Raw genomic sequence first — 17,084 nt, 5'->3', positions numbered from 1 at the left:
GCCGCATGGCACCGCAACCTGTTGCGGTGCCATGTCACGTTTTGCCCCCGCCGACCGGAAGTCGTTGCCGTACCGATATGCGGACCGGGGGTGACTCGGCGCGAACGGCTCGCCTAGATTTCCTGCCCATTACACAGGTGACCAGCAAGGGGACGGAGCCGCATGTCAGCAGTGCCCGAGGTACCGGAGGCGCCTGAAGCGCCCGAAGCGAAAGCACCGGTCGTCACACCGGTGCGCGTGATCATCGCCCTCTGCCTCGTCGCCCCGTTCGTGGCGATGCTCTGGGTCGGTTCGTACGCGAAGGTCGAACCCACGTTCATAGGCATGCCGTTCTTCTACTGGTACCAGATGCTCTGGGTCCTGATCTCGACGGCCCTGACGATGATCGCCTACAAGCTGTGGCAGCGTGACCAGCGCGCCCGCAAGGGGGGTGCGTCCCGATGAAGGACGGCGTGAACGGCGTCGCACTCGCCGTCTTCATCTTCTTCTTCCTGGCCGTGACGGTCATGGGCTTCCTGGCCTCGCGCTGGCGCAAGGCCGAGAACGAGAACAGCCTCGACGAATGGGGCCTCGGCGGCCGGTCGTTCGGCACCTGGGTGACCTGGTTCCTGCTCGGCGGCGACCTCTACACCGCGTACACCTTCGTCGCCGTCCCGGCGGCCATCTACGCGGCGGGGGCGGCCGGCTTCTTCGCCGTGCCGTACACGATCCTGGTCTACCCGCTGATCTTCACCTTCCTGCCACGGCTGTGGTCGGTGTCGCACAAGCACGGATACGTCACCACCTCGGACTTCGTCCGCGGACGCTTCGGCTCCAGGGGCCTGTCGCTGGCGGTCGCCGTCACCGGCATCCTCGCCACCATGCCGTACATCGCGCTCCAACTGGTCGGCATCCAGGCCGTGCTGGACGTCATGGGCGTGGGCGGCGGCGAAACCACGCACTGGTTCGTCAAGGACCTGCCGCTGCTGATCGCCTTCGGTGTCCTCGCGGCCTACACGTACTCCTCCGGACTGCGTGCCCCGGCACTGATCGCCTTCGTCAAGGACACCCTGATCTACATCGTCATCGCGGTGGCGATCATCTACATCCCGATCAAGCTCGGCGGCTTCGACGAGATCTTCGCCAGCGCCGGCGAGAAGTTCGCCCAGATCAACCCGGCCACCGACAAGCCCAACGGCGCTCTGGTGCCCGGCGAGCTGGGCCAGTGGGGCTACGCCACGCTGGCGCTCGGTTCGGCGCTCGCGCTCTTCATGTATCCGCACTCGATCACGGCCACGCTCTCCTCGCGCAGCCGTGAGGTGATCCGCCGCAACACCACCATCCTGCCGCTGTACTCGCTGATGCTGGGCCTGCTGGCGCTGCTCGGCTTCATGGCGATCGCGGCCGGGGTGAACGTCAAGAACGGCCAGCTGGCGATCCCTCAGCTGTTCGAGAACATGTTCCCCGACTGGTTCGCGGGCGTCGCCTTCGCCGCCATCGGCATCGGCGCACTCGTCCCGGCGGCCATCATGTCGATCGCCGCGGCGAACCTCTTCACCCGCAACATCTACAAGGACTTTCTCAAGCCCGACGCGACACCGGCGCAGGAGACCAAGGTCTCCAAGCTGGTCTCCCTGCTGGTGAAGGTCGGCGCGCTCGCCTTCGTCCTCACCATGGACAAGACGGTCGCGATCAACTTCCAGCTGCTGGGCGGCATCTGGATCCTCCAGACCTTCCCGGCGCTGGTGGGCGGTCTGTTCACCCGCTGGTTCCACCGGTGGGCGCTCATCGGCGGCTGGGCCGTCGGCATGATCTACGGCACCGCCGCCGCGTACGGCGTGGCCAGCCCGACCCAGAAGCACTTCGGCGGCTCGTCTGCGGAGATCCCGGGCATCGGCGAGATCGGCTACATCGGTCTCACCGCGTTCGTGCTGAACGTCGTCGTCACCGTCGTTCTCACCTTCGTCCTGCGGGCGGCCAAGGCCCCCGACGGCATCGACGAGACCAGCCCGTCCGACTACACGGCGGACGCGGGCGACCCGGGCGTCAAGGTGGAGCTGCCGCCGGCCACGGCGGGCGCTCCCGGCGGTCACTGACCGGTCGCGCGAACGAGGGCCGTCGCGTCTCCCGTCCGGGCACCTCCCGGCCGGGAAATGCGGCGGCCCTTCGTCGTGCCCTGATGCACACTGCCGGGCATGGACATCACGATCAGGAGAATCGAACCCGAGGAGCACACGGCCCTCGGCGAGTTGACCGCCCGCGCCTACCTCGACGGCGGGCTGCTGGTCCTCGGCGAGGAGGACCCCTACCTCGAGGTGCTCCGCGACGTCGCGGGCCGCGACGCGCAGGCGGAGGTGTACGTCGCCGTCGACGAGCAGGGCACGCTGCTCGGCGGGGTGGCGTTCGTCCCGGCCGGCGGACCGTTCGCCGACATCGCGGGTCCCGGCGAGGCCGAGTTCCGGATGCTCGCCGTGGGCGCAGAGGCACGCGGCCGTGGTGCCGGCGAGGCGCTGGTGCGCACCTGCGTGGAACGGGCGAGAGCCACCCCGGGGTGCGTACGGCTGGTGCTCTCCACGCAGCCCACGATGTACGCGGCGCACCGCATCTACGGCCGGCTGGGCTTCGTACGCACACCGGAACGGGACTGGGAACCGGTCCCGGGCCTCGTTTCGCTGCTGACGTACGCACTGGAGCTCCCCGGACCTCCCGACACAATATGACCTCTCGACACAACATGTAGGGGCAGGCGCAGCGGCCCGCCCCCACATGTATGCTCATCTCGCTGTCGCCACAGGGGAATCCGGTGTGAATCCGGAACTGTCCCGCAACGGTGTGATCCGGTGCGCTCTGCCGTACCCGTTCAAGTCCGAGGACCTGTCGACGGCGCATCCGGTTCGACCGATCCGGATGCCCAGACGTCCGGGCCTCGCGGTTGGGCCGGTGGACGCCGTGCGCCGTGCTGCCCCGTCACGCGTGCCACGGCCCGCCCCCTCCGCCGGCCCAGAGCCGAGCGAGGGAGAGCATCACATGACCATCGCGCCAGCCGATCCGGTCTCAGCGACGGAGAACGACGGCCCCGGGACCGCGCTGCTGCGGACCTTGACGGACCTGACGGCGGACCTGCCCGACACCGATCCGGGCAAGGTCGCCGCGGCCGCGCTGCGCGGCCGCAACGCCGGGTCCGACGCGGCGGAGCTGCACTCCCTCGCCGCCGAAGCGGCCGCCGGCCTGATCTCGGACGACCCCGCCTACTCCCGGCTCGCCGCGCGTCTGCTGACCCGCACGATCGCCGAAGAGGCGGCCGGGCAGGGCGCTTCCTCGTTCACCGCCTCGGTCGCCACCGGTCACCGCGAGGGGCTGATCGCCGACCGCACGGCCGCCTTCGTGGCACTGCACGCCGCGCGGCTCGACGCGCTGATCGACCTCGAGGCGGACGACCGCTTCGGCTACTTCGGCCTGCGCACCCTCTACAGCCGCTACCTGCTGCGCCACCCGATCACCCGCCAGGTCGTCGAGACGCCCCAGCACTTCATGCTCCGCGTCGCCTGCGGGCTCGCCGAGGACGACTCGCAGCGCGCCCTGGAGGAGGTCGCGGCGCTGTACCGGCTGATGAGCCGGCTGGACTACCTCCCCTCCTCGCCCACCCTCTTCAACTCCGGCACCCGCCACCCCCAGATGTCGTCCTGCTACCTGCTGGACTCGCCGCTGGACGAGCTCGACTCGATCTACGACCGCTACCACCAGGTCGCGCGCCTCTCCAAGCACGCGGGCGGCATCGGGCTCTCGTACTCCCGTATCCGCGCCCGCGGTTCGCTGATCCGCGGCACCAACGGGCACTCCAACGGCATCGTCCCGTTCCTGAAGACCCTTGACGCCTCGGTCGCCGCGGTGAACCAGGGCGGCCGCCGCAAGGGCGCGGCCGCCGTCTACCTGGAGACCTGGCACGCGGACATCGAGGAGTTCCTGGAGCTGCGCGACAACACCGGTGAGGACGCCCGCCGTACGCACAACCTGAACCTGGCGCACTGGATCCCGGACGAGTTCATGCGCCGCGTCGAGGCGGACGCCGAGTGGTCGCTGTTCTCCCCGGTCGACGTCCCGGAGCTGGTCGACCTGTGGGGCGAGGCCTTCGACAAGGCCTACCGCCGGGCGGAAGCCGCGGGCCTGGCCCGCCGGTCCGTCCCCGCGCGCGACCTCTACGGCCGGATGATGCGCACGCTCGCCCAGACCGGCAACGGCTGGATGACCTTCAAGGACGCGTCCAACCGCACCGCCAACCAGACCGCGGAGCCGGGCCGGGTCGTGCACTCCTCCAACCTGTGCACGGAGATCCTCGAGGTCACGGACGACGGCGAGACGGCCGTGTGCAATCTCGGCTCCGTGAACCTCGGCGCGTTCGTCAGCGGCGACGGCATCGACTGGGAGCGGCTGGACGCCACCGTCCGCACCGCCGTCACCTTCCTGGACCGCGTCGTCGACATCAACTTCTATCCGACGGAGCAGGCCGGGCGGTCCAACGCCAGGTGGCGCCCGGTGGGCCTGGGCGCGATGGGCCTGCAGGACGTCTTCTTCAAGCTTCGGCTGCCCTTCGACTCGGCGGAGGCCCGGGCCCTTTCGACGAAGATCGCCGAGCGGATCATGCTGGCGGCCTACGAGGCCTCGTGCGACCTCGCGGAGCGCAACGGGCCCCTGCCGGCCTGGGCCGAGACGCGCGCGGCACGCGGCGTGCTGCATCCCGACCACTACGACACGACGCTGAGCTGGCCGGAGCGCTGGGAGGCGCTGCGTGCCCGGATCGCCGACGTCGGCATGCGCAACTCGCTGCTGCTCGCCATCGCGCCGACCGCGACCATCGCCTCGATCGCCGGTGTCTACGAGTGCATCGAGCCGCAGGTCTCCAACCTGTTCAAGCGCGAGACGCTCAGCGGCGAGTTCCTCCAGGTCAACTCCTATCTGGTGGAGGACCTGAAGCGGCTCGGCGTCTGGGACGCGCAGACGCGGGAGGCGCTGCGCGAGGCGAGCGGCTCGGTGCAGGGCTTCACCTGGGTGCCCGAGGAGATCCGCGCGCTGTACCGCACCGCCTGGGAGATCCCGCAGCGCGGCCTGATCGACATGGCGGCCGCCCGTACGCCGTTCCTGGACCAGAGCCAGTCGCTGAACCTGTTCCTCGAGACGCCGACGATCGGCAAGCTCAGCTCGATGTACGCGTACGCGTGGAAGCAGGGCCTGAAGACCACGTACTACCTGCGCTCGCGCCCGGCGACCCGGATCGCGCGCGCCGCGTCGGCGGCCGTCCCGGTCCCCGCACAGGTGACGGCCGAGGATGCCGTCGCCTGTTCCCTGGAAAACCCCGAGTCCTGCGAGGCCTGCCAGTAATGAGCTCCACCACCAAGAACCTTCTCGACCCCGGCTTCGAGCTCACTCTGCGGCCCATGCGCTACCCGGACTTCTACGAGCGCTACCGGGACGCGATCAAGAACACCTGGACGGTGGAGGAGGTCGACCTGCACTCGGACGTGGCCGACCTGGCCAAGCTCTCCCCGGGTGAGCAGCACATGATCGGCCGGCTGGTCGCGTTCTTCGCGACGGGCGACTCGATCGTGGCGAACAACCTGGTGCTGACCCTCTACAAGCACATCAACTCCCCCGAGGCGCGGCTGTACCTGTCGCGGCAGCTGTTCGAGGAGGCCGTGCACGTCCAGTTCTATCTGACGCTGCTCGACACCTACCTTCCCGACCCCGAGGACCGGGCGGCCGCCTTCTCGGCGGTCGAGAACATCCCCTCCATCAGGGAGAAGGCCGCGTTCTGCTTCAAGTGGATGGACTCGGTCGAGAGCATCGACCGTCTCGAGTCACGGGCGGACCGCCGCCGCTTCCTGCTCAACCTGATCTGCTTCGCGGCGTGCATCGAGGGCCTGTTCTTCTACGGCGCCTTCGCGTACGTCTACTGGTTCCGCTCCCGCGGGCTGCTGCACGGTCTGGCCACCGGCACCAACTGGGTGTTCAGGGACGAGACGATGCACATGAACTTCGCCTTCGAGGTCGTGGACACGGTCCGCAAGGAGGAGCCGGAGCTCTTCGACGACGAACTGCGGCAGCAGGTCACCGACATGCTGAAGGAAGCGGTAGAGGCGGAGCTCCAGTTCGGCCGTGACCTGTGCGGCGACGGACTGCCGGGCATGAACACCGAGTCGATGCGCGAGTACCTCCAGTGCGTCGCCGACCAGCGGCTCACGCGCCTCGGTTTCGCCCCGGTGTACGGCTCGCAGAACCCGTTCTCCTTCATGGAGTTGCAGGGTGTCCAGGAGCTGACGAACTTCTTCGAGCGCCGCCCGTCCGCCTACCAGGTGGCGGTCGAGGGGTCGGTCGCGTTCGACGACGACTTCTGACCGTACGGAACGGCGCTCGAGAAAGCAGCGGCCCGCGCCTCTCACGGGGGGAGGCACGGGCCGCTCCGGCTTCGGGTGCCTCAGATGCCGCAGCTGGGGGCGGACCAGTAACGGCTGCCTCGGTGGTCGAGGTGCGTGTGGTCGTTGTGGCCGGGGTAGCCCGGGCCGAGGATCCCGTTGAAGCCGTGGTTGCGGGCCTGCTGGGCCAGCTTGCACAGCGAGTGCGGTCCGGCGCCCAGGTCGGCCGCGTCGCCGTAGAGGTGCCGGCTGCTGGACGCGCCGCCGACCGCGCTGTTGCACGAGTACGACCGGAAGCCGCTGGTCACGGTGATGGGCTGGTCGCCCAGGGCGTGCCGCAGGGCCTCCAGCTTCCACATCGTCCGCAGCGCGTTGGCCTTGGCGGTCGCCGCGCTCACCGCGCCACCGGACCAGGTGGAGTTGCAGCGGTTGAGTTCGGCGTAGCTGAAGTGGGCCGGTGTGCAGTCGCTGTCCTGGAGGGCGTAGATCTTGCTGAAGGTGGCGGGACCCGCGACGCCGTCGGCGGCGAGGCCGTAGGCGGACTGGAAGCGCTTGACGGCAGCCGTGGTGGCCGGCCCGTAGGAGCCGTCGACGGCGAGCACGGCGCCGTAGCCCGGGTAGCCGGACATGCGGATCTGGAGCTGGCTGACGTCCGAGCCGGAAGCCCCCTGGGACAGGGTGCGTGACCAGGTGTAGCAGTCGTCGGCCTGCGCGCTCCCGGCGGTCGCGACGACCCCGCCCAGACCGGCAACCATGAGCATGACAATAGAGAGCAGAAGTCGTGCGGTGCGTCTGAACATCGAGCCTCCATACCGGGTGGGGACGGTGCAACCACTGAGACTGGCGGGCCGTTCCACGCGCGTCAACCACGCCTGAGCAGGCGTCATTTGTCCGCCCAATGACGCCTGCGTGAACAGCGACGGCCCCGCTCGCGGTGAGCGGGGCCGTCGGACGGTGCGTGCGATCAGTCGTTCGGGACGACCTCGTACCGCGGGGTGCCCTCCGCCATCTGCCGCAGCGCGTCCTTGCGCTCACGCTTGGAGAGCCGGTCGATGTACAGGTACCCGTACAGGTGATCGGTCTCGTGCTGGAGGCAACGGGCGAAGTAGCCCGTGCCCCGCACCTTGATCGGATTGCCCTGCGCGTCCTGGCCGCGGACCACCGCGTAGTCGGGACGGGCCAGCGAGGCGTACGCCGTCGGCACGGACAGGCAGCCCTCGTTGGAGTCGTCGAGGACGCGCTCCTCCGGCGGCAGCTCCTCCAGGACCGGGTTGCAGACCACGCCGGTGTGCCGCACGCCGTCGTCGTCGGGGCAGTCGTAGACGAACACCTTCAGGTCGACACCGATCTGGTTGGCGGCCAGCCCCACGCCCTCAGCCGTCTTCTGGCTGGCGAACATGTCGTCGATGAGGGCGGCGAGCTTGTCGTCGAACTCGGTGACGTCCTTGCACTCCTTGTGGAGCACGGGGTTCCCCACGACCGTGATCGGACGCGACGTGCCGCGCTCGCGGTACGCCAGTTCCCGCTCCTCGCAGTTCTCCGTGTCCACGAGGAAACCCTCCTCGTCGACCCGCTGGTCCGTCCCCTGCTCCGACTGCTGCGACGCCATGTCAGCCTCTGCGCCCTTCTCAGTACCCGACCATGGCCCGATGCCCGGTCACTCACGTGTCCGTACAGCCTACGGGCAGGCGTCAGCAGACTTCCTCGAGATCCCGCCACTCCCGGGAGTCCGGGCTGTCGGCGACCCAGCCGTCGAGCAGGCCCCGCACCAGTCCGGCGGGCGCCGCTATGCCGCACTCGCGCTCCGGCGACCAGAGATCGCCGCCCGTACGGTGTCCCAGCGGCCCGGGATGGCCGGGCTCGCTGTGGTCGTGCGGATCGAGGTGCTCCCCCTCGCCCTCCGCGCTCGGCATGCTCCCCTCGGAACAGGCCCGGCAGAGCAGCCGCACCGAGGAGGACCAGTCCTCCGCGGCGAATCCGGCGTCCGCCGCCAGCCGCTCCAGAGCGTCCCGGTCGGACTCCGTCGCCGCCTCCAGCAGGACCACCCAGGTCGGGACGGGAGAAGGGGCCCAGAGCTCGATCTCGTCGAAGACCGGGAAGGACGGACCCGCGGTCGTGGTGCGCTCGCCGTTCGGGACGCCGTCGTGCAGCACGACCTCGCCCCAGCGCCGCCCGGACGACGGCAGCGGAATGGAGAGCACCTCTATCCGGGCCGGGTCGAGCCTGCGGCCCCACACCACCTCGGCCTCACCCTCCGGCGAGAGCCGCACAGCGGCGCTGCCCAGGTCCATACCGACGGGCTCGCCGTTCGCCGCGGCCGCTCCCGGGACCTTCAGGCCGTACGCCTGCCAGGCCCGGCGGGCCAGCGGCCAGTCCTGGAGGGCGGTGGCGGCGATGCCGACGTTCCACCAGTCCGGGGCGCCCGTCTCCTTGTCCAGCAGCGCGACCGCCCGCAGCCCCGCGGCGCGGGCCTGCTCCCAGTCGTGCCGGAACTTGTGCAGCAGCGCCAGGTTGAACCAGGACTCCGAGAGCCAGGGCTCAAGATCCGCCGCCCGCGTCAGCAGCGCGCCCGCGTCCTCGTACCGGCCGTCGCCGATCAGCGTGAACGCGCGGTCCGTGGCCTGCCGCCAAGAGGCGGAGGGCCGATGCCGTACCTTCCCGAAGATCCTCACGATTCCCGCCTGCCGGTCGCTCGGGGCCCTGCCCGGACGCATGACTGCCTGCCTGCTTCTGTGCCTTCTTTCGCATCCAACCATGCCCGGTCGCAGGCTCGCTCATTACCCATGGGTTACCCCGTGGGAACAGGGGCCGGGCCGCTTCACACAAGGACTCTGCCCAGGACCCTGGCCAGGGATTCGACCACCTCGGGCTGGTAGTCGTGCCCTGTGCCCAGCCTCAGCTGCTCCAGTGCGGCCAGCGCCCCGCCCGCTCTGCCTCCGCTTCCCCCTGCGAGGTCGTCGTATGCGTTGACGGCCCGCACGATCCTGGCGGCCAGGGGCTGGTCCCGGTACGGGTCGGCCTGCTGTTCCACGACGGCGGCCACGGCCGCCGGGACGCCGGTGCGCCGGACCACGGCACCGCCGAGCAGCGCGATACGGCGCTGCTCGGCCGGCGGCAGCGACGCGGTGGCACCGTCCGGTACGGGGTCGACGAGGGACAGCTGCCCGATGTCGTGCATCAGCGCCGCATACTCCAGCAAGGTCAGGTCGGGCCCGGACAGACCCATCTCCCGTCCGACGGCCGTGCTGAGCTCCGCGACCCGGCGGGCGTGGCCCTGCCGTGTGTAGCCGGCGATCTCGGTGGCGCGGGCGAGGGAGGCGATCGTCTGGCCGTAGGTGGCGCGCACGGCCGCGTACCGGCGGAAGGACAGCTGGGTGAGCAGCAGCGGCACACAGAACACCGGCAGGGCCCACAGGCCCGCGACCGCCACCGCCAGGGCCATGACCGCGCCGGTCGCGCCGACGGCCGAGCCGATACCCGGCAGTGCCCGCAGCTCGTCCCGCAGCAGCGGCCCGAAGGGGTGGCCGGTGTGGGCGCGCAGCATGACGGCGGCCAGCACGGCGTCGCACAACGCGGTCAGCACCAGCAGGACCAGCAGGAAGAGGGCGTAATAAGGACCCTCCCCGAGCCACAGACCCAACTCGCCGGAGGTGTACAGCGGCTGGAAGCACACCGCGGCGAATCCGACGGTCAGCACCCGCCGCGCCACATGGTCGAGCGCGGGCCCCTGACCGCGGGCGACGTGCGGCACGGCGCCGACAAGTGCGCCCGCGACGACGACGGCGACGACCTGGAAGGCCCCGTGCCCCGTCGGCTCACCGGCGCACTCGCCGAGCAGGGCGTACGCCAGCGCGCCCGCGGCCCCCAGCGGGGCGGGCTCCCTCTCCCCGGGGACCGCTCCCCACCGGGCGAGCTCCCCGACGGCGATGAACGCGCCGAAGGCGAGGGCGTTCGCGGGCTGTGCCACCCCGTGGGTCACGACCCAGGCGAGGGCGGCCGCGGTCACGGCGACCGCGGCGGTGTGGATGACATGGAGGACGCGTGCGGGCCGGCGTGCGCGGGGGCCTTTCTCGCCCGCCTCCGCCGGGGTGGGCCGCTCACCCTGTCCGTATCTGATGCGAAGCCCCCGTTCCCGGCGACCGCGGCGTCCGGGGCGGCCCCGTCGGCAGCACCGCCTCGTCCGAGGTCACCGATGTCTGCCACCCGTGCCGTTCCAGCGCGCGCACCAGGGCGCGCACCATGCGCGGGTCGAACTGCGTACCGGCGCACCGCTCCAGCTCGCGCAGGGCCACCGCCACCGGCCGGGCGCGCCGGTAGGAGCGGGTGGACGTCATCGCGTCGAACGCGTCGGCCACGGCCACCACCCGGGCGAACTCGGGGATCTGGTGACCGACGAGTCCGTACGGATATCCGCTGCCGTCCATGCGTTCGTGGTGGTGCAGGATCGCCGCCCGGGCCTCCCCCAGGAAGCCGATGCCGCGCACCATCTCGTGCCCGTACTCCGGGTGCAGCTCGATCACCCGCCGTTCCTCCGGTGTCAGCGGCCCCTCCTTGCGGAGCACCCTCGTCGGCACCCCCAGCTTGCCCACGTCGTGCAGGAGGCCGGCGAACCGGACGGCCTCGAGGCGCTCCTCCTCCATGCTCAGTTCCCTGGCGATCAGCACCGAGGCCCGGCCGACGCGTTCGCTGTGCCCGCGTGTGTACCGGTCCTTGATGTCGACGGCCTGCACCAGGGCCCGGATCGTCGCCTGATGGGCGGCGCGCTCCCGGTGGTACTGGGCGAAGATCCAGCAGGAGATGTACATGGGCAGCAGCACGAACAGGGCGGAGAGCGGCCCGTACGAGCTGCCCCACAGGACCGCCATCATGAGCCCGGCGAGCCCGTGCACACAGTGCGGTGCCGCCGAACCGGAGAGATCCCGCCGGACGGCGGGCGGGGGAACCCTCCCCCACCGCGCACTGCGTGAAGGAGGCACCCCGACCGCGGTGGCGCGGATGCCGCCGTCGAGGACCGTCAGCAGCAGACAGCAGGCGAGCGACCCGGCGAGGGCCGGCACGAGCGCGTACGGGAAGTCCGGTGCCCGCAGCGCCTGTTCGCCACCGAACAGCAGATACGCGTGGGCGGCGCCCCAGGTGGCGAGGCCGAGCCGGGCCGCGCGCCACGTCCGCCGGACCCCGGCCGGCGGTCCGTCCACCCGCCCGAGCAGCGCGCCCGGCACGGGGACCAGAGCGGCCGCGGCGGGCGGCAGGAGGAAGGCGGCCGCCAGCAGCACGGGGAAGAAGGTGCCGGCACCGACGGGGGCGGAGTCGTCGCCGCGACGGCGGGCGGGCAGCTCGCCCACGGCGTACAGGGCGGCGAGCAGCAGTACGGTCGGCCACGGCACCACGGCTGCGGGGAGGGCCACCGGAGCGGCGGCGACCGCGGCACAGAGGATCACGGCAAGGATGTACGCGCGCGCCGCCGCCGGTATGGCCGTCACTGCTCACGCCCTCCTCACCGACCTCCTCGAGCAGCGCCACGCTAACGAGTTGCGGAGTGGCAGGAGGACGTACGGCGAGCATTCGCACGTACGGGTGACAGGGCCGGCAACGCACAGGGTGCGCCGCGATGTTCGCGGCGCACCCTGTGCGCACGGCCGGTGTGTGCGGCGGCCCTCAGTCCTGGGCGGTCGCCACGTCCTTGTCGGGGACGGCCTGCCCCGAGCGGATCAGGTCGATGCGCCCCATGACCTTGGCCCGCAGGTCGCTGGGCACGTCGTCCTGCCCGCAACACCGCTTGACCAGCTTCTTCACCGCTTGCTCCAGGCCGTACTTCTCCAGGCACGGGGAGCACTCCTCGAAGTGGACCTCGAACTTGGTGCAGTCACTGTCGGGCATCTCGTGGTCGAGGAACTCGTAGAGATGGTCCAGGACCTCCGAGCAGTCCGTCTCGTGCGGCTCTCCGCAGCTCATGAGCCCGAGCCTTTCGCGTCGTTCGACTCCCCCGCACCGGCCGGGACGAGCCCGCGCTCGCGGGCGTAGTCCTCGAGCATGCCGCGCAGTTGGCGGCGGCCGCGGTGCAGGCGGGACATCACCGTACCGATGGGTGTTCCCATGATGTCCGCGATCTCCTTGTACGCAAAGCCCTCGACGTCCGCGAGATAGACCGCGATCCGGAACTCCTCGGGGATCGCCTGAAGGGCTTCCTTCACGTCCGAGTCCGGCAGGTGGTCGAGCGCCTGCGACTCCGCGGAGCGCAGCCCGGTCGACATGTGCGACTCGGCGCGCGCGAGCTGCCAGTCCTCGATCTCCTCCGCCGCGCTGCGCTGGGGCTCACGCTGCTTCTTGCGGTAGGAGTTGATGAAGGTGTTCGTGAGGATCCGGTACATCCACGCCTTGAGGTTCGTGCCCTCGCGGAACTGGTGGAAGGACCCGTACGCCTTCGCGTACGTCTCCTGCACAAGATCCTCGGCATCGGCGGGATTGCGCGTCATGCGCAGCGCAGCCGAATACATCTGGTCCAGGTAGCCGAGAGCATCCCGCTCGAAGCGGGCATTGCGCTCGAGCGTCGTCTCCTCGGACGTCTGCGCCTGACCGTCGTCGGTCCCTGCGTCGGTCCCAGTGACCGGACCCACCTCCTCCAACGCTGTGGCGGGGCCGAATGCCGACCCGCTCGAATCGGAGAATAGTCGACCTTGGTCCGCCGGGCCCTGCCGATTCACGTCACCCGCCGCAGGAACCGGCCCGCTCTTGCCCTGCGACAGCACCGTCCACTCCAACCCGTTGGCGCGCTCTGCTGTCGGGCAGAAGGTCGTACCCATGCGGCGGACTCCCTACTCCATGCTCTGTTCTGACGTTCGCCTCAACAGCCACGGCCCGTGTCTCATTCCCGCAAGGACCCGGTCCACCCGATCACGGCGTCCGTAATGGTGAGAAGGGTCTCGTCCTCGGTGATCCCGGCACGCTTGGGCACGGCGAACCCGTGGTCCCCGTGTGCCACTTCCACCAGCTCGTAGGACCCCTCGGGGAACTCGCCGGGCCTGCCGAAGGGGTCACTGCCGCCCTGCACCACGAGCGTCGGCACGCCCGCGCCGAGCAGCTCGTCCGCGCGGGACTTCTCCGGCCGCCCCGGCGGGTGCAGCGGGAAACTGAGCGCGAGGACGGCCGCCGCACCCAGGTCCGCGGCGGTCCTGCACGCCACGCGCGCGCCGGCGCTGCGTCCGCCGGCGACGACCGGCAGTCCCTTCTTCGTGAGCGCCGGCCAGAGCTCACGCCAGGCGGCGTCCAGGGTCCGCGGCGCGGGAGCGACCTTCTTGCCCGCGACCCGCCAGGGCTGCTCCACGAGGGCGACGGTGACGCCGTGCGCGGGCAGGACGCGCGCGATCGCCTGCAGATCGCGCGCTTCGATCCCGCCGCCGGCACCGTGCCCGAGCGCCAGTACGAGGTGCGCGCGCTTCCCGCCGAACCAGGTGATCCGGGCGTCCCCGCCGGCGACCTCGATGATCTCTTTCCGCTCCATCCGGCCATTCTGGCGCGGGGCCGCCGGCCGCGCCGTTCCCGGGCGCGGCCCTGTCGGCGTGCGGGGCGTCGGAGGCCGTCGTTCCGTGACGGCGGGGCGCCGCGGCCCTCCGTGAAGGTCAGGAGGACGTCCGGGTCAGAACAACGTCGCTTCTTCCGGCGCGGGAAGCTCCTCCAGCAGCTCCGGCCCGTTGTTCCGCACGTTGCTCACGGCCGTCGTCACGGGATAGGCCCGCATCCGCCCGCCGGGCGGCGGCTCCAGCAGCGGCCGCAGCTCCTCCGGGTCGGTCCGGGCCGGGTCCAGCCACGCGTCCCAGCGTTCCGGCGTCAGCATCAGCGGCATCCGGGGGTGGATGTCCGCCAGCGAATGGGGCCCCTCCGCCGGGGCGACCCCCAGCGGCCCGGTCTCCGCCTCCGTCGTGATCACGGAGCAGGTCACCCACCACGCCTGCGGATGGTCGTCCGGCAGGGTGCGGTCCCGCCAGAACTCGTAGAGTCCCGCCATCGCGAACACCGACCCGTCGGCCGGCGTGACGAAGTACGGCTGCTTCCGCGGCCGCTTCTTCTTCCCCTCGACCTCCAGCTGACGTTCGCCGGAGCCGGTCACCCACTCGTAATAGCCGTCGGCGGGCAGGATGCAGCGCCGGGTGAGGAAGGGCCTGCGGAACGACGGCTTGTCGTGCACCGTCTCCGCCCGCGCGTTGATCATCCGCGCCGCGCCTTCCGGCGTCTTGGCCCACGAGGGCACCAGCCCCCACCTCAGCGTGCGCAGCTGGCGAACCGGAGCACGGTCGCCCGCGTCCTTGAGAGGGCGTTCGAGAATCGCGTAGACCTCTTTGGTGGGCGCCACGTTCCAGTCGGGTTCCAGAGTCTCCTTCGGCTCCCACTTCTCGACCTCGAAGATTCCTACGAGGTCCTCCGGCCTACGACTCGCTGCATACCGTCCGCACATAAGTGCCACACTGCCACTTCCGTACGCCGTCCGAGGGAGCCGCCCGCGAAATGGTCACCACATACGCCGGCGCCGCGAGCGCGTCACTCACCGACCTGTGGGACCGCCTCTTCGGCACCCAGACCGCTCCGGAGCCGTGGCTCGTCGCCGTTACCGGGCTGGTGTCGCTCGCCGCGGTCATGCCGAACTTCCTGTGGCGTCTGACACGCAACGCCGTCACGATCGCCCACGAAGGCGGCCACGGTCTCGTGGCCCTGGCCACGGGACGCCGGCTGCAGAGCATCCGGCTGCACTCCGACACCAGCGGTCTGACCGTCAGCCGCGGCAGGCCGACCGGCATCGGAATGATCCTCACGGCCGCCGCGGGCTACACGGCGGCCCCGCTGCTCGGCCTGGGCGGCGCCTGGCTGCTCGCCGCGCACCACATCACGCTGCTGCTGTGGCTGGCGACCGCGCTGCTGCTGGCGCTGCTCGTCATGGTGCGCAACGCGTACGGGGTGCTGACGGTCACGGTCACCGGGGCGGCGTTCCTGCTGGTCTCGTGGCTGACGGGGCCGGCCGTACAGTCCGTCTTCGCGTACACGGCCGTCTGGTTCATGCTGCTCGGCGGGGTGCGGCCGGTCTTCGAGCTCCAGTCCAAGCGGCGGTACGGAGGTGCGCCGGACTCGGACGCCGACCAGCTCGCGAGACTCACCCATGTGCCACCGGCGATCTGGTTGTTCTTCTTCCACGCGGTGTCGGTCTGCTCGCTGATCGGCGGGGGCCGCTGGCTGCTCGGCCTGTGAGACAGCGGCCGTCACCCCGCCTACCACCTCTCCGTTACGCCCTGGTTTCCACATATTTGATCAAGATCTGGGTCGGCGCGGAGCCACTAAAGTGAGGGCCATGACCGAAAGCGCCGTGCAGCCCGCCCTCTGGCCCGCCCCCCTTGCGACCGGAGCCGTCGAAGCGACGGTCACCGTGCCCGGTTCGAAATCCGTCACCAATCGCGCCCTCGTCCTGGCGGCGCTGGCCGCCGAGCCCGGCTGGCTGCGCCGGCCGCTGCGCTCGCGCGACACCCTGCTGATGTCCGCGGCCCTTCAGGCGATGGGCGTGGGCATCGAGGAGACGGTCTCTTCGAGCACCGCGGGCGGCTCGGCCGACGAGGCCGCAGGCGGTGCCGGCGAGGCATGGCGCGTGATCCCCTCCGGCCTGAACGGACCCGCCACCGTCGACGTCGGCAACGCGGGTACCGTGATGCGTTTCCTGCCGCCGGTGGCCGCGCTGGCCGACGGTCCGATCCGCTTCGACGGCGACCCTCGTTCCTACGAGCGCCCGCTGAACGGCGTCATCGACGCGCTGCGGACGCTCGGCGCCCGGATCGACGACGACGGCCGCGGCTCGCTGCCCATGACCGTGCACGGCGGCGGCGCCCTGGAAGGCGGGCCGGTCCGGATCGACGCCTCCTCGTCGTCCCAGTTCGTCTCCGCACTGCTGCTGTCCGCCCCGCGCTTCAACCAGGGCGTGGAAGTACGGCACGTCGGCGGCCGGCTCCCGTCCATGCCCCACATCCGGATGACCGTGGACATGCTGCGCGCCGTGGGCGCCCAGGTCGACGAGCCGGAGACCGGCGGCGAGCCGGATGTCTGGCGGGTGTCGCACAGCGCACTGCTCGGTCGCGACCTGACGATCGAACCGGATCTGTCCAACGCCCAGCCGTTCCTGGCGGCGGCACTGGTGACCGGCGGCCGGGTGACGATCCCCGACTGGCCCGAGCGCACCACCCAGCCCGGTGACGCGCTGCGCGAGATCTTCACCGAGATGGGCGGTTCCTGCGAGCTGACGACGACGCCGAACGGAACGGCCCTGGTCTTCACCGGCAGCGGCCGTATCCACGGCATCGACGTCGACCTCGGCGAGGTCGGCGAGCTGACCCCCGGCATCGCGGCGGTCGCGGCGCTCGCCGACTCCCCCTCGACACTTCGCGGTGTCGCCCATCTGCGTCTGCACGAGACGGACCGCCTGGCGGCACTCACCAAGGAGATCAATGAGCTCGGCGGTGACGTGACCGAGACGGAGGACGGCCTCCACATCCGCCCGCGTCCCCTCCACGGCGGTGTCTTCCGCACCTACGACGACCACCGGATGGCGACGGCAGGTTCGGTGATCGGTCTCGCCGTCGACGGCGTGCAGATCGAGAACGTGGCGACGACCGCCAAGACCCTGCCCGACTTCCCGCAGATGTGGGCCGAAATGCTCGAGGCCTGACA

Annotated in this window: 16 protein-coding genes and 1 riboswitch; of the genes, 7 read left to right on the top strand and 9 right to left on the bottom strand. The window is 70.7% G+C overall.

Going from position 1 to position 17,084, the window contains the following annotated elements; genetic code table 11:
* Positions 1 to 162 precede the first annotated feature (162 nt).
* From ACTMTU_RS15870 to ACTMTU_RS15850, 5 genes are all read left to right on the top strand, one after another.
* Positions 163 to 444 carry a DUF3311 domain-containing protein gene (locus ACTMTU_RS15870; protein ID WP_441264116.1) on the top strand — a complete coding sequence of 94 codons (282 nt, stop codon included), beginning with the start codon at positions 163 to 165 and terminating at the stop codon, positions 442 to 444.
* Positions 441 to 2,075 carry a monocarboxylate uptake permease MctP gene (mctP, locus tag ACTMTU_RS15865; RefSeq protein WP_307708205.1) on the top strand — a complete coding sequence of 545 codons (1,635 nt, stop codon included), beginning with the start codon at positions 441 to 443 and terminating at the stop codon, positions 2,073 to 2,075. Before ACTMTU_RS15870 ends, mctP begins: the two co-directional genes overlap by 4 nt.
* Before the next feature lie 99 nt (positions 2,076 to 2,174).
* Entirely contained in the window at positions 2,175 to 2,699 is a 525-nt protein-coding gene (locus ACTMTU_RS15860; RefSeq protein ID WP_441264115.1) for a GNAT family N-acetyltransferase, read from the top strand.
* Between the two features lie 49 nt (positions 2,700 to 2,748).
* Positions 2,749 to 2,875: riboswitch (cobalamin riboswitch) on the top strand.
* 131 nt (positions 2,876 to 3,006) lie between these two features.
* Positions 3,007 to 5,355: a ribonucleoside-diphosphate reductase subunit alpha gene (locus tag ACTMTU_RS15855; RefSeq protein WP_441264114.1), complete on the top strand. Its 2,349-nt coding sequence runs from the start codon at positions 3,007 to 3,009 to the stop codon at positions 5,353 to 5,355.
* Positions 5,355 to 6,368: a ribonucleotide-diphosphate reductase subunit beta gene (locus ACTMTU_RS15850; protein ID WP_441264113.1), complete on the top strand. Its 1,014-nt coding sequence runs from the start codon at positions 5,355 to 5,357 to the stop codon at positions 6,366 to 6,368. Before ACTMTU_RS15855 ends, ACTMTU_RS15850 begins: the two co-directional genes overlap by 1 nt.
* A gap of 80 nt (positions 6,369 to 6,448) precedes the next feature.
* Here ACTMTU_RS15850 and ACTMTU_RS15845 read toward each other — a convergent pair whose 3' ends face one another.
* From ACTMTU_RS15845 to ACTMTU_RS15805, 9 genes are all read right to left on the bottom strand, one after another.
* Positions 6,449 to 7,186: a D-Ala-D-Ala carboxypeptidase family metallohydrolase gene (locus ACTMTU_RS15845; protein WP_441264112.1), complete on the bottom strand. Its 738-nt coding sequence runs from the start codon at positions 7,184 to 7,186 to the stop codon at positions 6,449 to 6,451.
* Positions 7,187 to 7,350: 164 nt separating this feature from the next.
* Complete coding sequence (gene def, locus ACTMTU_RS15840) at positions 7,351 to 7,995, bottom strand: peptide deformylase (protein WP_441264111.1); 645 nt, start codon at positions 7,993 to 7,995, stop codon at positions 7,351 to 7,353.
* Positions 7,996 to 8,077: 82 nt separating this feature from the next.
* Positions 8,078 to 9,058, bottom strand: coding sequence for a tetratricopeptide repeat protein (locus ACTMTU_RS15835; protein WP_189466066.1), 981 nt, complete (start codon positions 9,056 to 9,058; stop codon positions 8,078 to 8,080).
* Positions 9,059 to 9,204: 146 nt separating this feature from the next.
* Complete coding sequence (locus ACTMTU_RS15830; protein WP_441264110.1) at positions 9,205 to 10,392, bottom strand: HD domain-containing protein; 1,188 nt, start codon at positions 10,390 to 10,392, stop codon at positions 9,205 to 9,207.
* A 91-nt stretch (positions 10,393 to 10,483) separates the two neighbouring features.
* A complete protein-coding gene (locus tag ACTMTU_RS15825; protein WP_441264109.1) occupies positions 10,484 to 11,866 on the bottom strand; it encodes an HD-GYP domain-containing protein in 1,383 nt (460 codons plus the stop codon).
* Positions 11,867 to 12,041: 175 nt separating this feature from the next.
* Positions 12,042 to 12,338, bottom strand: a complete 297-nt coding sequence (gene rsrA / locus ACTMTU_RS15820; RefSeq protein ID WP_005312173.1) for a mycothiol system anti-sigma-R factor — start codon at positions 12,336 to 12,338, stop codon at positions 12,042 to 12,044.
* A complete protein-coding gene (locus ACTMTU_RS15815) occupies positions 12,335 to 13,000 on the bottom strand; it encodes a sigma-70 family RNA polymerase sigma factor (RefSeq protein WP_037773788.1) in 666 nt (221 codons plus the stop codon). The genes rsrA and ACTMTU_RS15815 overlap by 4 nt, the downstream gene beginning before the upstream one ends.
* A 248-nt stretch (positions 13,001 to 13,248) precedes the next feature.
* Positions 13,249 to 13,884 (bottom strand): alpha/beta hydrolase family protein, encoded by a 636-nt coding sequence (locus ACTMTU_RS15810; RefSeq protein ID WP_441264108.1) that lies wholly within the window; start codon positions 13,882 to 13,884, stop codon positions 13,249 to 13,251.
* Positions 13,885 to 14,019: 135 nt separating this feature from the next.
* Entirely contained in the window at positions 14,020 to 14,835 is an 816-nt protein-coding gene (locus ACTMTU_RS15805) for an SOS response-associated peptidase (RefSeq protein WP_441264107.1), read from the bottom strand.
* A gap of 50 nt (positions 14,836 to 14,885) precedes the next feature.
* Here ACTMTU_RS15805 and ACTMTU_RS15800 point away from each other — a divergent pair, with 50 nt between their 5' ends.
* Positions 14,886 to 15,620 (top strand): M50 family metallopeptidase, encoded by a 735-nt coding sequence (locus tag ACTMTU_RS15800; RefSeq protein WP_441264106.1) that lies wholly within the window; start codon positions 14,886 to 14,888, stop codon positions 15,618 to 15,620.
* A 100-nt stretch (positions 15,621 to 15,720) separates the two neighbouring features.
* A complete protein-coding gene (aroA, locus tag ACTMTU_RS15795; protein WP_441264105.1) occupies positions 15,721 to 17,082 on the top strand; it encodes a 3-phosphoshikimate 1-carboxyvinyltransferase in 1,362 nt (453 codons plus the stop codon).
* The last annotated feature ends 2 nt before the right edge of the window (positions 17,083 to 17,084 follow it).

The sequence above is a fragment of the Streptomyces sp. OZ13 genome (assembly GCF_052068155.1).
Classification (GTDB): Bacteria; Actinomycetota; Actinomycetes; order Streptomycetales; family Streptomycetaceae; genus Streptomyces.
Note: the sequence above shows the minus strand (reverse complement) of the source record. Positions and strands in the feature narration are given on the sequence as shown.